The sequence below is a fragment of the Paracoccus acridae genome (genome assembly GCF_014642735.1).
Lineage (GTDB): Bacteria > Pseudomonadota > Alphaproteobacteria > Rhodobacterales > Rhodobacteraceae > Paracoccus > Paracoccus acridae.
Genome location: NZ_BMIV01000004.1, coordinates 292,719 through 308,968 on the forward strand (window position 1 = coordinate 292,719; position 16,250 = coordinate 308,968).

Below are 16,250 nucleotides of genomic sequence, written 5' to 3' on the forward strand. Positions count from 1 at the left end.
GCGTCCTTCCCCGCAGACAGTCGCATAGAGCGGTGGTCTGATCGTCCTTGCAACATGCCCGAACCCGAAAGGGGAAAGGCTGGCAGCAGGCGCATGAAGCCGGTGCAGGGGGGATCTGACACCGGCTCCGGGATGCGCGATAGGGAGAGGATCAGATGAGAAGCACAATTCGCAAGACGATGACCCATGTCTCGCCAATGGCGGTGGCTGCGGTTTTGGCGTTCGGGGCGCCAGCCGCAGCCAATGACCAGTTGGTCGAGCTTGCCAAGGATCCGGCGAACTGGGTCATGACCGGGCGCGACTACAACGCGCAGAACTATTCGGAGATGACCGAGATCAACAAGGAAAACGTCAAGGACTTGCGCCCGGCCTGGTCGTTCTCGACCGGGGTGCTGCACGGGCACGAGGGCACGCCGCTTGTCGTGGGTGACAAGATGTTCGTCCATTCGCCGTTCCCGAACACCACCTTCGCCCTGGATCTGAACGATCCGGGAACGATCCTGTGGCAGAACAAGCCGCGCCAGAACCCGACCGCCCGCACGGTCGCCTGCTGCGACGTGGTGAACCGCGGTCTGGCCTATTGGCCGGGCGACGACACGCGCGGGCCGCTTGTCTTCCGCACCCAGCTTGACGGGCATATCGTCGCCATGGATGCCGAGACGGGCGAGGACGTCTGGATCATGGAAAACTCCGACATCAAGGTCGGCTCCACCCTGACCATCGCGCCCTATGTCATCAAGGACATGGTGCTGGTGGGATCGTCGGGCGCGGAACTGGGCGTGCGCGGTTATGTGACCGCCTATGACGTGAAGACCGGCGAACAGCGCTGGCGCGCCTTTGCCACCGGCCCGGACGAGGAACTGAAGCTGGCCTCGGACTTCAACGAGCCAAACCCGCATTACGGCCAGTTCAACCTGGGCACCGATACTTGGGAAGGCGACGCCTGGAAGATCGGCGGCGGCACCAACTGGGGCTGGTATGCCTATGACCCCGAGGTGGACCTGTTCTATTACGGGTCCGGCAACCCGGCGCCCTGGAACGAGACGATGCGTCCGGGGGACAACAAATGGACCATGGCCATCTGGGGCCGCGAGGCCACCACGGGCGAGGCCAAGTTCGCCTATCAGAAGACGCCGCATGACGAATGGGATTATGCGGGCGTCAACGTGATGATGCTGTCCGAACAGGAAGACAAGGACGGCAACATGCGCAAGTTGCTGACCCACCCGGATCGCAACGGCATCGTCTATACGCTGGACCGCACCAACGGCGACCTGATTTCGGCCGACAAGATGGACGACACGGTCAACTGGGTGAAGGAAGTGCAGCTGGATACTGGTCTGCCGGTTCGCGATCCGGAGTTTGGGACGCGCATGGACCACAAGGCGCGCGACATCTGCCCCTCGGCCATGGGCTATCACAACCAGGGCCACGACAGCTATGACCCGGAACGCAAACTGTTCATGCTGGGCATCAACCACATCTGCATGGACTGGGAACCGTTCATGCTGCCCTATCGCGCGGGCCAGTTCTTCGTAGGCGCCACGCTGGACATGTATCCGGGACCGAAGGGCGATCGCCAGAACGGCCTCGGCCTGGGCCAGATCAAGGCCTACAACGCCATCACAGGCGAAATGGCCTGGGAGAAGATGGAGCGCTTCGCGGTCTGGGGCGGCACCATGGCGACTGCCGGCGGACTGACCTTCTATGGCACGCTGGACGGTTACCTCAAGGCCCGCGACAGCGACACGGGTGACCTGCTGTGGAAGCACAAGCTGCCGTCGGGCGTGGTCGGCCATCCGATGACCTATCAGCATGACGGGCGCCAGTATGTCGCGATCTACTATGGCGTCGGCGGCTGGCCCGGCGTGGGCCTGGTCTTCGACCTGAACGACCCGACCGCCGGCCTGGGTTCGGTGGGGGCCTTCCGCAGGCTCAAGGAGTTCACCCAGATGGGCGGCGGAGTGATGGTCTTCTCGCTGAATGGCGACAGCGTCTACACCGACGACGTGAACACCGGCGAATGGATCCCAGGCGACGACGCCTGATCCCTGCCACGGCGGGCTGCAACCGGCCCGCCGCACCATAGACCGACATTTGGGAGACTTCACGATGAATGCCATGATTTCGCGCTTCGGCTGCGGAACGGCTGTCCTGCTGTGCAGCCTTGGTGCAGCCAATGCCCAAGCCGTCGACACCCTGCGGGTCTGCGCCTCGACCATGGACGCGCCCTATTCGACCAAGGACGGCACCGGGTTCGAGAACAGGATCGCCGAGGTTCTGGCCGATGAGGCCGGGATGACCTTGGACCTGGTGATGATCGAAAAGGACGCGATCTACCTGGTCCGTGACGGGATCGAGGACGATCTGTGCGACGTGCTGGTCGGCGTCGATCAGGATGACAAGCGGCTACTGACCAGCAAGCCCTATTACCGTTCGGCCTATGCCTTCATCAGCCGCCAGGACCGCAACTTCGATGGCGACAAGTGGCAGGACGTCGACCGAGAAGGCTTCGACACCTTTTCCTATCGTTATCACAGCCCGGCCGAGACGATCCTGAAATATACCGGCCGCTATGAATACAATCTGATCTACCAGGCCTCGCTGACCGACTTCGAGGACCGGCGCAACAAATACACCCAAGTGCCCGCCGATCGCGTCGTGTCCGAGGTGGCGGCAGGCAATGCCGACTTGGGCATCGCCTTCGCCCCGGATGTCGCCCGCTATGTCCGCGACTCGCGCGAGCCGCTGAAGTTGACGCTGATCAGCAACGAGATCGAGCGCCAGGACGGCCTGATCATTCCCCTGCAATACAGCCAATCGGTAGGCGTCGCAAAAACGAAGCCCGAGCTGCTGGAGCGCATCGACCAGGCGCTCGAAACGGGCAGGGACCGGATCCAGGCGATCCTGGACGAGGAAGGCATCCCGACCCTTCCGCTCAATTCCTGAAGACAAGGACACGACATGAGGCATCTTTCGCTGGCGGTCATCGTGTTTGGGTTGGGGGCGGCGGCCGCCCTGGCCCAGCCCCAGTTCTACAACACGGTGGACGGCTCACCGCTGAATTTTGACGACGCAATGGAGGAAGGCCGGGATACCGAGGCGGTCAAGGAGTTCATGGCCACAGGGGTCAACATCTATAACGAGAACCCCGAGGTGATGGCGCGGGCCGAGGAAACCTACAACACCATGTGCTCGGGCTGTCATGGCCATTACGGCGAAGGCAAGATCGGGCCAGGGATCAACGATTCCTATTGGACCTATCCCCAGAATGAAACGGATGTGGGGCTGTTCTCGACCCTTTATGGCGGTGCCTCGGGGCAAATGGGTCCGATGTGGGGAAGCCTGACCCTGGACGAGATGCTGCTGGCCATGGCCTGGGTCCGCCACCTTTACACGGGCGAGGCTGAAACGGCGTCCTGGCTGACGCCTGAGCAGCGCGAAAGCTTCACCCCGTTCAAGTCGAAGAGCGGTGAGGAGGACGAGCAGTCGTGAAGCCAATACCGGCCGGGGCAACAAAGCGCCCCGGTCCTTTCCAGAGAGGAGGAGAACGGATGAAACTGATCGCACTTGGCATCGTTGCCGCGATGTCCCTGGCCGCCCCGGCCCTGGCCTATGACGGCACAAACTGCCGGGCACCCGGCAACTGCTGGGAACCCAAGCCTGATTATCCCGAACGGGTGGAAGGGTCCGAATATGACCCGCAGCACGACCCGGCGGAACTGTCCAAGCAGGGTGAATCCCTTGCGGTGATGGACAACCGCAACGCCTGGCGGGTCTGGCACATGGCCCAGACCGGCAGCTTCGAATACGACGTCACGAAGATCCCCGGCTATGAGGAGGGTGGCACGCCGCCCGCCCAGTGACCGGGGCGTGCCGCGCCCGGACGCTTTTCCCAAATGTCACGTCCCGGCGCGGCACATCCGCCTATCCACGGTGATTCATGCTGCAAGACCCCAAAGCCTCGGCTGACTGGCTGTCCCGCCTGCGCGATGCCGAAGCGCAACTGAACGGCGCCATCCTGGGCCAGTCCCGCGCCATTCGCCTGATCCTGTTGTCTGTTTTGGCGCGCGGCCATGTCCTGTTGGCAGGCGATGTCGGCACAGGCAAGACCACGCTTTTGCGCGCTGTCGCCCGCGCCATCGGCGGCCCCTATGCGCGGGTCGAGGGGACGGTGGACCTGCTGCCCACCGACCTGATCTATGACGCGCATCTGGACGCCGATGGAAAGCCCCGCATCGAGCCCGGCCCGGCGTTGTCGAAGGGCGAGGATCTGTCGATCTTCTTCTTCAACGAGATCAACCGGGCGCGCCCGCAGGTCCATGCCATGCTGCTGCGCATGATGGCCGAGCGCAGCCTGACCGCCTTCCGCCGCGAATACCGGTTCCCGCATCTGCAGGTCTTCGCCGACCGCAATCAGATCGAGCGGGACGAGACCTTCGAATTGCCAGCAGCCGCCCGCGATCGCTTTGCCATGGAGATCGCGGTGACGGTTCCCGCCGAGCGTGACGACAGGATCGCCCTGGCCTTCGACACGCGCTTTCATGACACGGACGCGCTGATCGACACCATTACGCCGGGACTGCTGCCTTATCACGGCCTGAACGCTCTGGCCGTGCAGATCCAAGACAGTGTCCATGCCAGCCCGGTGCTGCAACGCTATGTCTTCGACCTGTGCGAAGCGCTGCGCGATCCTATCAGGGCGGGCTTGGCAATCGAGGGCGCGGATATGGTCCGGCTGGTGCGGGGCGGCGTTAGTCCACGCGGGATGCAGGCCCTGGTGCGCCTGGCGCGGGCTGCCGCCTGGGCCGAGGGGCGCGATGCGGTGCTGCCCCAGGACGTGCGCGAGGTCTTTGGGCCGGTCATGGTTCATCGCACCTTCCTTGGTTCCGCCTATGAGGCGCGGCGCGAGGTTCTGGTGCCTGCGCTGATGCGCGCTGCCTTCGACACGATCCCGGTGCCGGCGGAATGACGGCGGAACTGCACCTTTTCGATGCCCTTGCCTGGCGCATGTCGAAGGCACAGGCGGGTCTGCGCCAGGGTGTGCATCGCGGCAGGACGCGGGGTGCAGGAGAGGCTTTTGCAGACATCGCGCCTCTTCTGGCCCATCCGGACGCGAGACGGCTGGACATGCGACGGTCGCTGACCGATCCTCTTGGCGGTTTCTTTGTCCGCCGCTTCGAACGACCCACCGACATCACCCTCCATATCCTTGTGGACGGGTCGGCCTCGCTTGCGGCCGGGGCGTCATCCGACCCACAGGGTCTGGCGGCGCTGCTGGCCGGTGGGCTTGCACAAGCGGCCCGGCGCGGCGGCGATCTGGCTGCGGTGCAGGCCGTCGGAGGCGCCACGGTGCTGGCAGCATCGCCGTCAGCGCGTCATGCGGGACTGGGCGAAGAGGTTCGCCAGATGATCGCCCAGCTGACCCCTGCGGGTTCCGGCATCGGCGGTCTGGTGGATGCTGCCTCGGCGCTGCCACTGCGGCGGGTCCTTGTTGCGCTTGTGTCGGACTTCAACCTTTCCGAAACGGAACTTGACGCGCTTCTGGCGTCGCTTGATCCCCGGCCTGTGCTGCCGTTCTGGCTGCGCGACAGCGGGCTGGAGGAACCTCCGTCCGCCTTCGGTCTGGCCGAAGTCCGTGATCCGGAATCCGGCCGACGCCGAACACTGCTGACCACGCGCAGATGGGCGGCCCGCCAGGCCGAGGCAGGGCGGCGCCACAGGACGGCCCTGCGCGCCATCTTTGCAAGCCACGGCCTGCAACCCATCGAGATCCGCGACAGCATCGACATCGACCAGGTCATAGCCGCATTGGACGAGGTGTCCTTATGAAATGGCTGCTGCTGGCGCTGCTGCCCTTTCCTGCCTCGGCGCAGCCGGTCGTCACGGCGGAAAACCCCCATGCCTATGGCTGGTGGTTGGGCGACGAATTGGTGCAGCGCATCAGTATCGGCCTGCCACCCGGCGTCACCATCGATCCCGCCAGCCTGCCCAAGCCGCGCGCCGTCGATTACTGGCTGGACCTGCGCAGCGTCGAAGCCAAGGAGACTGACACGGAGCTGCGCCTGACCCTGCACTGGCAGAATTTCTACTCCGCACTCGAGCCGAGCCAGCGCGATGTTCCGCCGCAATCCATCCGCCTGACAGACAGAACCGCCATCCAACTGCCCGGCTTCGCCTTTGTCACCTCGCCGATCCGCCCGATCATGGCGCCCTCGACACGCGATCAGCTTCAGCCGGATCCCCGCTTCAGGTTGATCGACACGACACCTGCGCGCATCGGGTTGGGCCTGTCGCTCGCAGCGCTGACTCTGTCGGTGCTGGCTCTTGCTTGGCACCAGGCGCTGGGACCATTCCGCGCCCGCGCGGCCCGGCCATTCACGCGTGCGGCCCGCGCCATGGCCCGAAATCCCGATCGCCGGCTGCTGCATCGTGCCCTGGACGCAGCATTCGGTCGCGTCCTGATCCGCGCGGACCTGCCGCTTTTTCTGGCATCAAACCCGCAATTTCACCCCTTGGCGAACCGCCTGAAAGCCTTCTTTGCGGCCTCGGACACGACCTTCTTCGGCAAGGGCAAAGCGCCTGATCCGGCAGAGGTGGTCAGCTTGGCACGCGCCCTGTCCCGTATCGAGCGGGGACGGTCATGATCGGCTTCACCGCGCCTCTTGCGTTATGGCTTCTGCCCTTGGCCGGTTTGCCGCTTCTGACGCGATGGCTCCGGGCATCGGCCGTGCCAAGGTTGGACTTGCGGCCGGCCGAGGGGGCTTCGCGCACCGTCGATCACGGCATGACGGCTGCGGGAGTGATTGCGCTTGCGGCCCTGATCCTGGGATTGGCCGGACCATTCCTTCGCGGCGGCACCGCGCCCTATCGCGGCAACGGCACAAATCTGGTGCTGCTGATCGACCGCTCGTCCAGCATGGATGATACCTTCGCGGGCCGTGCCCCCGACGGGGCCGAGGAAAGCAAATCCGCGGCCGCCCGCCGCATCCTTCAGAACTTCATCGCCGAAAGGCCTGATGACCGCATCGGCATCGCTGCCTTCTCGACCGCACCACTACAGGTGCTGCCGATGACGACCAGTCGCACTGCCATTGCTGCCGCCATTGCGGCACAAGGCGAACGGGGATTGTCGCAGACCGATGTAGGGCGCGGGCTGGCCTTGGCGATGCAGATGACGCGCGATGCTTCGGGCCTGGGCTCGCGCGCGGTCGTGCTTGTCTCGGACGGTGCGGCGGTCGTCCCGCCCGAAGTTCAGGATCTGGTGCGCGAACTTGCTCTGGAACAGCAGGTCAACCTTTACTGGCTGTATCTTAGGACCGCCGGCGCAAGAAGCATCTTCGATCCCGGCAAGCCGGGCGAAGCCGATACCCCACAGACCCGTCCGGAACGCCACCTGCATCTGCTGCTGCAGCGGCTGGGCATCACCTATCGCGCCTTCGAGGCTGAAAGCCCGGAAGCCGTTGTCGAGGCAGTCGCCGAGATCGGCAAGATGGAAACCAAGCCGATCCTGACCGAACGCAGCCTTCCGCGACGGGAACTGGGCTGGCTGTGCTTCCTGATCGCCACGCTGGCCACCCTTGCCCTGACGGCCGCCCGTTGGCTTGAACGTCCCTTCGCCCCGGCGCGTCCCGCGCCCCTGGTGCGCCAACCATGAAACGATTTGCTCTTGTCGCGCTGCTGCTGTGCCTTGCCATTTCCTTGGCGGCATCGATCTGGTTCGGCCGTGCTGTCTGGCACGACCACCGCGACACCACCGCAATCCGGGACCTGGCCGCCGGGCGCGAGGCACAGCCAAGGCCAGACGCGGATCCACGCGCGATCCATGCACGCATCCTGTTTCTTGCTTGGCGCGACCGCCTGCCGGAGGCCCAGGATCTTCTGCCTTTGCTGGCGAGCATGCGGCCCGATCTGTTGGCAGAGGCAAGCTATGCGATGGGAAACGCCCGGATGCGTGCCGCTTTTGACCACATCGAGGAAGGAAGTTTCGAAGACGCCGAAACCGAAGTTTCTCTTGCCAAGGCGGCTTATCGCGACGCCCTGCGCGCGGTTCCCGACTTCCGGGACGGCAAGGTGAACCTGGATCTGGCCATGCGGCTTGTCCGGGATCTGCCGCGACCTGAGGCTGACGGCGAAACTGACCCCGATGCGCAGCCGCGACGGCTATGGACCGATCTGCCAGGACTTCCCAGGGGCGCACCATGAAAAGGCGGATCATTCTTCCTGCCGCGGCAGCAGCCTTGGCAGCCGTGGCCATGACCGGCCCCGGCCTTCAGCGTCCCCAAACCCTGACTGATGCGCTGCTGGTCGTGGACATCACCCGGTCGATGAACACCCGTGACATGGCCGGCATGTCCCGCCTTGATTTTGCCCGTCGCGCGCTCACGGACTGGATCGCTACGCGACCCTGCGGCAGCCGCATCGGGCTGGCCTTCTTTACCGAACGCCGCAGCCTGACCCTGTTCGAACCGGTGGAGATCTGCGCGGACTTCGCCTCAGTCAAAGGGGCGCTTGAAAGTCTCGACTGGCGCATGGCCTGGGAAGGCGACAGCATGATCCAGAAGGGTCTGGACCATGCACTGCGCCGTGCCGAGGGCTTTGGCGTGCCCCTGATCTTCATCACGGACGGGCAAGAGGCCCCGCCCTTGCCATACTCCGATCCCGCCAGGTTTGCAGGAAATAGCCCAGGCGGAGTGATCTTGGGTGTTGGCGGAGATCAACCCGCCCCGATCCCGAAATTCGACGATCTGGGCCTCGAAACCGGGTTCTATGAGGCAGGCGACGTGCAGCACGCCCCAGCCCGTTTCGGTGAGCCCCCGCCCGATGCCTCCGAACGCCCCGGCTGGCACCCGCGCAACAATCCTTACGGGGAAGCCGACCTGGAAGGGAGCGAGCATCTGTCAGCCTTGCGTGCGGACTACCTGTCCAGCCTGGCTGCAGACCGTGGCTTGGGCTTCCTGCGCCTTTCAGAGGGACCAGCAGCCCTCGACCGTGTCCTTGCCAGTCATGCGACCGGCAAGACCGTTACCGTCACCCGCAGCCTGTCGCCTATCCTGGCGACGGCAGCGTTGGTCCTGTTGCTGACACTTTGGGCCACCGGCAGCAGGCGCATCACCTTGGTCCGGAAGGAAACCACATGATATTTGGAAAGACTCTCGCAGCCGCCGGCTTGGCGACCGCCCTTGCCATTCCCGCCTGGGCGCATGGTCCGACGCCTCAGCAGGCTGAACAGAAGATCACCGTCGCCGCCGATCCGGATGCCGTCTGGCAAATCCTGCGCGATCCAGCCAGCATTGCAGAGTGGCATCCGGCCGTCGCCTCGGTGACGATGGAAGGCGAGGGCAAGGGTTCCAAGCGCAGCGTGGAATTTGCCTCAGGCGGCATAGTAATCGACGGCATCGACCGCATCGACGACGAGAAGATGGAGATCCGCTGGCGATTGAGCGAGGCTGACATCGAGGTATTTCCAGCCAGCTATTACACCAACAACATCATTGTTGCTCCCGCCGCTGACGGCTCCGAGGTAACCTGGACAGCCAGCTTCTTCCGCGCCGATACCACCAATGAACCGGAAGAACGTTTCAGTGATGAAGCTGCTGTTACGGCTATGGAGGCGCTTATCGGCGACGGGCTTTCGGGACTCAAGTCCGCGGCTGAGGGAGGTGGCCCGAGCTGAAGATATATAGCAATCCTCGATCGCTTTTGGCGTTTCCCCAAGAAATCACCCTACATACTGTCTGAAATGAGGGAGGTAACGTCCCAGCATGCCGTTATAGCGAGTTCTAGAATCTACATACTTGACAGTTTTAATAAGTTTATTTAGCGGGAGCCGTAGCTTGACCGGTTGCCCGTTCATCATGTGCAGGCGCGTCACCATTCTTGTGCCCCCACCGTGGGGCATTTTCTGCCATACTGCCTAAGGAGCCATCATGCATCGACCGTTGATCGCCTGCCTGCTTGCCGGTGTCGCGGCACTTCCCGCTATGGCTCAAGACGCCCCCTATGTCTTGTCCGAGATCACGCTGGAGGCGGAAAGCGACACCACGCTGGTTCAGGACGGCTATGTCCCTGGCATCAGTCGCACGGCGACCAAGCTGGACACGCCGGTCGGCAAGATCCCGCAGGCTGTCACCATCATCACGCAGGACCAGATCGAGGATCAGGCGCCGCGCACGCTGAACGAAGCTCTGGGCTATACGGCGGCGGCGAACCCGAACAACTACGGCTTTGACACCCGGTTCGACGCCTTCTTCCTCCGCGGCCTCCCGGCTTACTACAACGGCTATTTCCGTGATGGGCTGCGCCAATACAACGCGCCGACGGCATGGTTCAAATCCGAGCCTTACGGTCTGGAAGGAGTCGCGGTGCTGAAGGGGCCGAACTCGTCCCTTTACGGCGTCAGCGGACCGGGCGGCATCGTCAACCTGATCACCAAGCGCCCGAAGAACGAGCGCTACCGCGAGATCGAACTGACCACCGGGGCCAACGACCGCGCCCAGATTGCGGGCGATATCTCCGGTCCTGTCTCCGAAGGCAGCGAGTTCAGCTATCGCCTGACGGGTCTGGCCCGCAAGGCGAACAGCGATCTTCCGGGTTATGCGGATGACAAGACCTACTTCGCCCCAGCCCTGTCTTGGGACAATGGCGTGACCCGTGCAACGCTGCTGGCAGAGGTGTCGAATTCGCTGACGGGCGGAACTGCCGCATTCTACAGTCCCCCGTTTGGGACGCCAGGTTACGGGAAGCTTACAGATCTTTACGAGGGCGATCCCGACTACAACGACTTCGAGCAGGACCAGTGGCGCCTCGGCTATGAGGTCGAGCATGACCTGAACGACAGCGTAACGCTGCGCCAGAGCTTCCGGGCGGCAAGCGTTGACATCGACCTCGAATACAGCGGGCACTATCCCGTCGGGGCCGATCTGGCCCGCTATTGGGGGCACTACAAGGAAAACATCGACACGCTGGTGCTCGACAACGGTTTGCGCTGGAGCGTGAACACCGGTCCGGTGTCGCACGAGATCCTGGCCGGCATCGACATGACCCGCGCCGATTACAAATCGTATCGCCATGATGGTTTTATCTCGGCATCCGAGACGGCTGCAGCCGCCTTGTCTTCCAATGGTGCGCAGGAGCAGCGCCAGAAGGGCGTCTACCTGCATGATCAGATGCAGTGGGGCAACTGGCAGGCCTTTGCCAGCGCCCGCTGGGACAGTGTCGAGACGACCACGACGGCTCCCGACGGTTCAAAAAGCACGCAGGACGACACCGGCCGATCCGGCCGCCTGGCGCTGAGCTATGACTGGACCAACGGCATTATGGTGTATGGCAGCGTTTCGACCTCGTTCGCGCCCAATATCGGCTTTGTTTATGACGATCCGGCCGATGACAGCACGCAGAGGGCCGCTCGCCCGACGCAATCCACGCAGCGCGAGATCGGCCTCAAATACGCGCCCGAAGGCACAAACCTGCTGCTGTCGGCCGCCGTCTTCGACATCGATCAACGTGATGGCACGGTGCTTGATGTGTCGACCGGCGAGAACCGTCAGCGCCAGCTTGATCTGAACAGCCGCGGCTTTGAGCTGGAGGCGCAGGCCAACTGGGACAATGGATGGGGTGTGATCGCCAGTTATGCGCATCAGCGCGTCAAGACCGAGCGAGGGCTGCCCGGCACTGTTGGTAAGGAATTGTCTGGGGTGCCGAACGACACGCTGTCGCTCTGGGGCAAGTATGACGTTCAGTCGGGACCGGCAAGGGGTCTGGGGCTGGCGGCAGGGCTGCGCTATGTCGGGGAAAGCTATGGCGATGATGCCAATGCCATCACCAACGACGATCGCGTCTTCGTTGACCTGGGCGTCAGCTATCAGCCCGCGCAACTGCCGGGGGTCGAGATGCAGCTGAACGTCAAGAACGTGTTCGATCAGCAAAAGCAGACCTGCACGGCCGGATACTGCTATCGTGACGAAGGCCGCACCTGGACGGCGAGCCTGAGCCGCCGCTTCTGATGGCACATGGTGCAGGGAAGTCTGGACAGGCCGCGATCCTGTCCGGCCTTTGGGCCGCCTATGTCGCGCAGAGCGTGATCGGCGGTCTGACCTGGGGCGGACTGCCCGCCGTGCTGCGCGACCAGGGCCTGCCCCTGGACCGGATCGGCCTTCTGTCGCTGCTGATCGCGCCATGGGCGCTGAAGGTGCTGTGGTCGCCAGCGATCGAACGGTGGCGGCTGCCGCCGGGCCGGCCACCACGCAGCGCCTTGCTGGTCTTGCTCTTCGGTCTGATCGCCGTTCTGGGTCTGCTGGCCACCGGCGCCGTCGGCTTGGTGCCGCTGCTGCCGGCATTGGCCTGCCTGATGGTGGTGGCCTTCGCCACGGCAACCGCCGATGTCGTCGTTGACGGCCATGCGGTCGGCGCCCTTGCCCGCAGCGAGCACGGCTGGGGCAATGCCGCGCAGGTTGGTGGCGCCTATGTCGGATCAGCGATCGGTGCGGGGCTTCTGCTGGTCATGGTCGCCCGGATCGGCTGGACAGGGGCGGTCTGGTGCATGGCAGGTCTGGTGGCTGTTCTGCTTGTCTGGTTTGCCCTGACGGCGCGGGAGTCCGCGCCTTCTCCGGCCGGAGGTGCGCGTCCCAGTCTGCGCCGGGCACTGGCCCGACGGGACATCCGGCAGGGGCTGATGCTGACGGCAATCTTCGTCGTCGCCCAGAAGCTGTCCCTGGGAATGCTGGGACCGTTCCTGATCGACAGGGGCATTCCCCTTGCGACAGTGGGCCTGCTCAACGGCTTTGGCAGCCTGGTCCTGGGCCTCGTGGGGGCGCTGCTGGGCGGGGCAGCCGTCCAGCGATGGGGGGTGCGGACAACCATGATTGGCGCATTGGTGTCCCAGGCCATCCTCATGCTGTGCCTGGCGCTGAGCGGTGCCGGGATCGCCCTGCCGACCGCCTTGCCGGTCGCGGCCGGGCTCCTGTCCGGATCGGCGCTGTCGGCCATCGGGTTTACCGCGCTTTATGCCCAATTCATGCGGTGGTCGGATCCGGGCCAGGGCGGTGTCGACTTCACCCTGTTCCAATGCCTCGATGGGGCCCTCAGCATGGGTCTTGGCCTTGCCGCAGGGATCGTTGCGCAGCAGGCGGGCTATGGCGTCTTCTTCGGCCTTGCCGCCGTCCTGCCCGTTCTGGCAGTCCTGATGCTGCAATGGCTGGTGAAGACCCATACCCAAGCGATGTCGGCGTAAGGGAGAGGCGGCCGCCCGGGTTCAGGCGGCCGAACTGTGGTGCGGTTCTTCCGCCATCTCGCCGGCCACGCCGCGCCGCCAGTAAGCTGCGACCATGTGCCGGTCGCGCGGCATCTTCCAGACCGAACGGACGTGGCGGCGGATATCGCGGAACGCATCGAACTCGCATCCGGCCCAGACGTAAAGATCGTCGGAGGGCTGCCGGCGGGCAAGCGCCTCGACCAGCAGCCGCTTCGTGCCAGGCGCAGCGCCACGCCGATGCAGCCACTCCACCGGTCCGGCCAGATCCTGTTCGTCCTCGGGGCCGTTCACCTCGATGATCGCCTCGCAGATGGTCCCGGGCGATGCGGCCTCCAGCATGCGGGCGATGGCCGGCAGCGCCGTTTCGTCGCCCAGCAGAAGCACCCGTGGCGCCTGGGGGATGGCTCCGCCGCCCGGTCCCAGCAGACCCGCCACATCGCCCGGACGGCATGTCGCAGCCCAACCCCCGGCCGATCTCTCGGCAGTCGGATGAAGCACGAAGTCGATCTCGACCTCGCCCCGCGCCAGATCGACATGGCGGATGGTGTAGACGCGCACCAGCAAGGTATCGGATCCAGCGGGGAAGCTCAGCGCACCACTTGCCGTCAGCATCGGCCACACAGGCGGCAGGTTTGCTGGCCAATCCTCCGGAGGCAGGAGCAGACGGACGTGAAGCTCATCCAGCGGCAGGTCTTCCAGGTCCGGAACAGAGAAGGTGACCCTTTGCATGGTGGGGGTCAGGCGGCGCGATGCCGTGACGCGGACCTCGCGGAAGAACGGCGGAACGCCATGGGACTGTCCGTCGCCCTCCCAGTGCAACTCTACCTCCTCTGCGAGATACTCTCCGATATGATCCACGAAGATCAGCTTCATGTAGCTGAGGCCGATAGGGTTGACGCCTGTTGCCTCAACGAGAAGCGTCTCACCGTCCCGCCGCGCCTCGAAGCTGCCCAGCGGGATCTGCATCCGCCACGGACCCGCCTCCGTTCCCGTGATATATTCCGGATGATCCGCCGCGAAGCGGAACATGGCAGCGGCGCTACGAGGATGGGTAAGCCTGGTGTTCGCGTGCAGCATCGGCGTCTCTAATGCAGGAGGTTTCTGGCTGCGCAAAGCGTGGCTGGCATCCATGTAACCCAAGATATTGGTGGGCGGCTAGAGCGGCATGCATACCAACGGAGACATATTTATCCCCGCCACGGCAAAATGATCGGCCGCTGCCTTCCGGCATACAAAAGAGCATCAGAAGATACTCTTGCTTACCGAGAGCGGAGCATGGTCAGCACAATAGGCCTCTTACCATTCAGCAGTTGGCGCGTTTGCCGGCTCAATGCTCTTTGAGCAGATGGACAGAACCAGCGTCAAAGTTACCTCCAGCTTATCTCAAGAGGAGGTAAGTTACCTCCAACTTCTGCGGACGAGAGGTAAGTGCGTGATCGATTGTTACAACGGTGACAATTGAACTGAGCTCCATCCCCGCGCAAGGTCGAAGCAAGTCAGCGCCTGAGGAAGGAAGCTCGTCAGACAAGATTATGCCGCTGAGCACGCGCCGATCATCAACACGAGGCTTGCCATGGCTCTTGGGGAAAAAAGGCTGCGGGCGCGCCATCTGCACGTCCGAAAGCCAGAAAAGGTTGCTTATCGTTCAGTCTCCTTGCAGAGGCTGAATCACGCCAGAGGCTCAACATCGATGGGTCCTGAGCATAGCCGTCTGGTGTTTGACGATCTTCTGCTCGACCGTCGAATGCACCGTTCCGAAGAGCGCCGCAAAAGATTAGCCGGTCGCCGTGCACTTACTCTAACTTATCCGGCAGTGGAGTAAGTTACTCCAATTTATCCCGGCATGGAGTAAGTCTGTGATCGTGTTTTCAGGGTTGGAAGCTTTGGCACGTGACGGTCATCGCTGATCGCCCGTGCAGCCTAAGCCGTATTCCATGAAAGCAGGTGACAGACCCACTCGCCCGCAGCGTCGATCAAAGCCGGATCTGTCTGCGAATTTTCGGCCTTGTCATCGGCTTACCAAACTTCCTATACTCTATACATGAACCTGACCTCGCCCACCAATCTGACCACTGCCCCACTTGTAGCGGATGCCAGTGTTTGTGGTGAACCAACTCTGAGCCGCCGAATCAGCGCGAAAGAGATGGCCGGTCAGCATCATTTTGCCGGCGGCATCGCTTTGTCGATCCGTGTGCGGCAAGAAGTTCAGTCCCAGATAATATAATCTTCTCGGCTGCTTTCGCATTCGTCTGACGGCGGGTGCCGAAACGCGGCCGCACAGGCATTTGTGGTTGGCCAGCCTTGGCGAACCATCGCTATTGTGTGGGCCAGAGTTACGACACCTGAAAAATAGACGCTGTGCTTTATTTTCGCTTCAACTGATTGATTTGGAACAGTTTCTGTGAAGATGGCCTGAAACGTGCTATGCATTGCCAATGAACAGCATCCCAGGGAGGCACGATGATGAGGACCTGAAAACAAGGACGCCCGACCTGCGCCAACAGATCGAGCGTCTTTAGAGGCAGACCGAAATCCGCCAGTCATGTGGTTTCCGCTTAGCATTTCCCGCTCGGGAATGCAAGCCTTCGGACTGTCCTCTCGAAAACCAGAAGCCCCCTGTGCAGAGGCGAGCGAACCCGCAGTTGCGGGGCGAGCTTCGACACCCTCCGCGCAAGGCAACGCCATTTTCCTCGTCCACTTCCGGGCGAGGACGGGAAACTATTGTCGAGAGACAGATATGCTTGAAGATGAAAACGGCTTCGCCGTCCTGCATGAGCCCAGCCTAGGCAACCGCCGTCCAGCCACCGCCTCGAAGGGTCACTTCACCGGTCACCTGATGGTGGGCGAGTGGCCCGGGCGGTTGCTCTACACGGAAAGCCTGCTGGAGCAGAACTGTGAACCGCCCCTGGTTTACCGGAGAGTAAAACACTCAAAGGATGAGCCCTATGTCAAAGCCGAGATTCACCCCCGCCTATCCGGCCGAGCTTCGCGAACGCGG

Annotated in this window: 15 protein-coding genes and 1 pseudogene; 14 read left to right on the forward strand and 2 right to left on the reverse strand. The window is 63.2% G+C overall.

The genetic code is table 11. From position 1 onward, the window contains the following. Positions 1 to 155 precede the first annotated feature (155 nt). The 13 genes from IEX25_RS08640 (at position 156) to IEX25_RS08700 (ending at position 13,231) form a co-directional block, all read left to right on the forward strand. The gene (locus IEX25_RS08640; RefSeq protein WP_308421436.1) at positions 156 to 2,048 is read left to right on the forward strand and encodes a methanol/ethanol family PQQ-dependent dehydrogenase; all 1,893 of its coding nucleotides are present in this window, start codon (positions 156 to 158) and stop codon (positions 2,046 to 2,048) included. Between the two features lie 73 nt (positions 2,049 to 2,121). Then, positions 2,122 to 2,949, forward strand: coding sequence for a methanol oxidation system protein MoxJ (gene moxJ / locus IEX25_RS08645; RefSeq protein ID WP_103171316.1), 828 nt, complete (start codon positions 2,122 to 2,124; stop codon positions 2,947 to 2,949). A gap of 15 nt (positions 2,950 to 2,964) precedes the next feature. Beyond that, positions 2,965 to 3,495 (forward strand): cytochrome c(L), periplasmic, encoded by a 531-nt coding sequence (gene moxG / locus IEX25_RS08650; RefSeq protein WP_188714692.1) that lies wholly within the window; start codon positions 2,965 to 2,967, stop codon positions 3,493 to 3,495. A gap of 59 nt (positions 3,496 to 3,554) precedes the next feature. Further along, the gene (locus IEX25_RS08655) at positions 3,555 to 3,866 is read left to right on the forward strand and encodes a methanol dehydrogenase [cytochrome c] subunit (RefSeq protein ID WP_103171156.1); all 312 of its coding nucleotides are present in this window, start codon (positions 3,555 to 3,557) and stop codon (positions 3,864 to 3,866) included. A gap of 77 nt (positions 3,867 to 3,943) precedes the next feature. Further along, positions 3,944 to 4,972 carry an AAA family ATPase gene (locus IEX25_RS08660; RefSeq protein ID WP_103171155.1) on the forward strand — a complete coding sequence of 343 codons (1,029 nt, stop codon included), beginning with the start codon at positions 3,944 to 3,946 and terminating at the stop codon, positions 4,970 to 4,972. Next, a complete protein-coding gene (locus tag IEX25_RS08665; RefSeq protein WP_103171154.1) occupies positions 4,969 to 5,832 on the forward strand; it encodes a DUF58 domain-containing protein in 864 nt (287 codons plus the stop codon). Before IEX25_RS08660 ends, IEX25_RS08665 begins: the two co-directional genes overlap by 4 nt. Beyond that, positions 5,829 to 6,647: a nonribosomal peptide synthetase MxaA gene (locus tag IEX25_RS08670; RefSeq protein ID WP_103171153.1), complete on the forward strand. Its 819-nt coding sequence runs from the start codon at positions 5,829 to 5,831 to the stop codon at positions 6,645 to 6,647. Before IEX25_RS08665 ends, IEX25_RS08670 begins: the two co-directional genes overlap by 4 nt. A gap of 140 nt (positions 6,648 to 6,787) precedes the next feature. Next, a complete protein-coding gene (locus IEX25_RS08675) occupies positions 6,788 to 7,657 on the forward strand; it encodes a vWA domain-containing protein (protein ID WP_229665108.1) in 870 nt (289 codons plus the stop codon). After that, entirely contained in the window at positions 7,654 to 8,205 is a 552-nt protein-coding gene (locus tag IEX25_RS08680; protein WP_103171151.1) for a hypothetical protein, read from the forward strand. The genes IEX25_RS08675 and IEX25_RS08680 overlap by 4 nt, the downstream gene beginning before the upstream one ends. Continuing rightward, on the forward strand, positions 8,202 to 9,140 hold the full coding sequence (locus IEX25_RS08685) for a VWA domain-containing protein (protein ID WP_229665109.1): 939 nt from the start codon (positions 8,202 to 8,204) through the stop codon (positions 9,138 to 9,140). Before IEX25_RS08680 ends, IEX25_RS08685 begins: the two co-directional genes overlap by 4 nt. Positions 9,141 to 9,169: 29 nt before the next feature. Then, on the forward strand, positions 9,170 to 9,676 hold the full coding sequence (locus IEX25_RS08690) for an SRPBCC family protein (protein WP_229665110.1): 507 nt from the start codon (positions 9,170 to 9,172) through the stop codon (positions 9,674 to 9,676). Between the two features lie 253 nt (positions 9,677 to 9,929). Next, complete coding sequence (locus IEX25_RS08695; protein ID WP_188714693.1) at positions 9,930 to 12,005, forward strand: TonB-dependent siderophore receptor; 2,076 nt, start codon at positions 9,930 to 9,932, stop codon at positions 12,003 to 12,005. Next, a complete protein-coding gene (locus IEX25_RS08700) occupies positions 12,005 to 13,231 on the forward strand; it encodes an MFS transporter (protein WP_188714694.1) in 1,227 nt (408 codons plus the stop codon). Before IEX25_RS08695 ends, IEX25_RS08700 begins: the two co-directional genes overlap by 1 nt. 21 nt (positions 13,232 to 13,252) lie before the next feature. On the opposite strand, the gene IEX25_RS08705 is transcribed toward IEX25_RS08700, so the two are convergent. Together IEX25_RS08705 and IEX25_RS08710 are read right to left on the reverse strand one after the other, a co-directional pair. Next, entirely contained in the window at positions 13,253 to 14,329 is a 1,077-nt protein-coding gene (locus IEX25_RS08705; RefSeq protein ID WP_229665111.1) for a siderophore-interacting protein, read from the reverse strand. 451 nt (positions 14,330 to 14,780) lie between these two features. Next, positions 14,781 to 14,894 (reverse strand): annotated as a pseudogene (locus IEX25_RS08710) (IS5/IS1182 family transposase); the annotation flags it as partial. 1,095 nt (positions 14,895 to 15,989) lie between these two features. Here IEX25_RS08710 and IEX25_RS20080 point away from each other — a divergent pair. Then, positions 15,990 to 16,250: hypothetical protein (locus IEX25_RS20080; protein WP_229665112.1), on the forward strand; the 261-nt coding region annotated here is incomplete at its 3' end.

Excerpts from the sequence above, each read along its gene's own strand:
- IEX25_RS08640 (WP_308421436.1), top strand. The coding sequence starts at position 156 with ATGAGAAGCACAATTCGCAAGACGATGACCCATGTCTCGCCAATGGCG.
- moxJ (WP_103171316.1), top strand. The coding sequence starts at position 2,122 with ATGATTTCGCGCTTCGGCTGCGGAACGGCTGTCCTGCTGTGCAGCCTT.
- moxG (WP_188714692.1), top strand. The coding sequence starts at position 2,965 with ATGAGGCATCTTTCGCTGGCGGTCATCGTGTTTGGGTTGGGGGCGGCG.
- IEX25_RS08655 (WP_103171156.1), top strand. The coding sequence starts at position 3,555 with ATGAAACTGATCGCACTTGGCATCGTTGCCGCGATGTCCCTGGCCGCC.
- IEX25_RS08660 (WP_103171155.1), top strand. The coding sequence starts at position 3,944 with ATGCTGCAAGACCCCAAAGCCTCGGCTGACTGGCTGTCCCGCCTGCGC.
- IEX25_RS08665 (WP_103171154.1), top strand. The coding sequence starts at position 4,969 with ATGACGGCGGAACTGCACCTTTTCGATGCCCTTGCCTGGCGCATGTCG.
- IEX25_RS08670 (WP_103171153.1), top strand. The coding sequence starts at position 5,829 with ATGAAATGGCTGCTGCTGGCGCTGCTGCCCTTTCCTGCCTCGGCGCAG.
- IEX25_RS08675 (WP_229665108.1), top strand. The coding sequence starts at position 6,788 with ATGACGGCTGCGGGAGTGATTGCGCTTGCGGCCCTGATCCTGGGATTG.
- IEX25_RS08680 (WP_103171151.1), top strand. The coding sequence starts at position 7,654 with ATGAAACGATTTGCTCTTGTCGCGCTGCTGCTGTGCCTTGCCATTTCC.
- IEX25_RS08685 (WP_229665109.1), top strand. The coding sequence starts at position 8,202 with ATGAAAAGGCGGATCATTCTTCCTGCCGCGGCAGCAGCCTTGGCAGCC.
- IEX25_RS08695 (WP_188714693.1), top strand. The coding sequence starts at position 9,930 with ATGCATCGACCGTTGATCGCCTGCCTGCTTGCCGGTGTCGCGGCACTT.
- IEX25_RS08700 (WP_188714694.1), top strand. The coding sequence starts at position 12,005 with ATGGCACATGGTGCAGGGAAGTCTGGACAGGCCGCGATCCTGTCCGGC.
- IEX25_RS08705 (WP_229665111.1), bottom strand. The coding sequence starts at position 14,329 with ATGCTGCACGCGAACACCAGGCTTACCCATCCTCGTAGCGCCGCTGCC.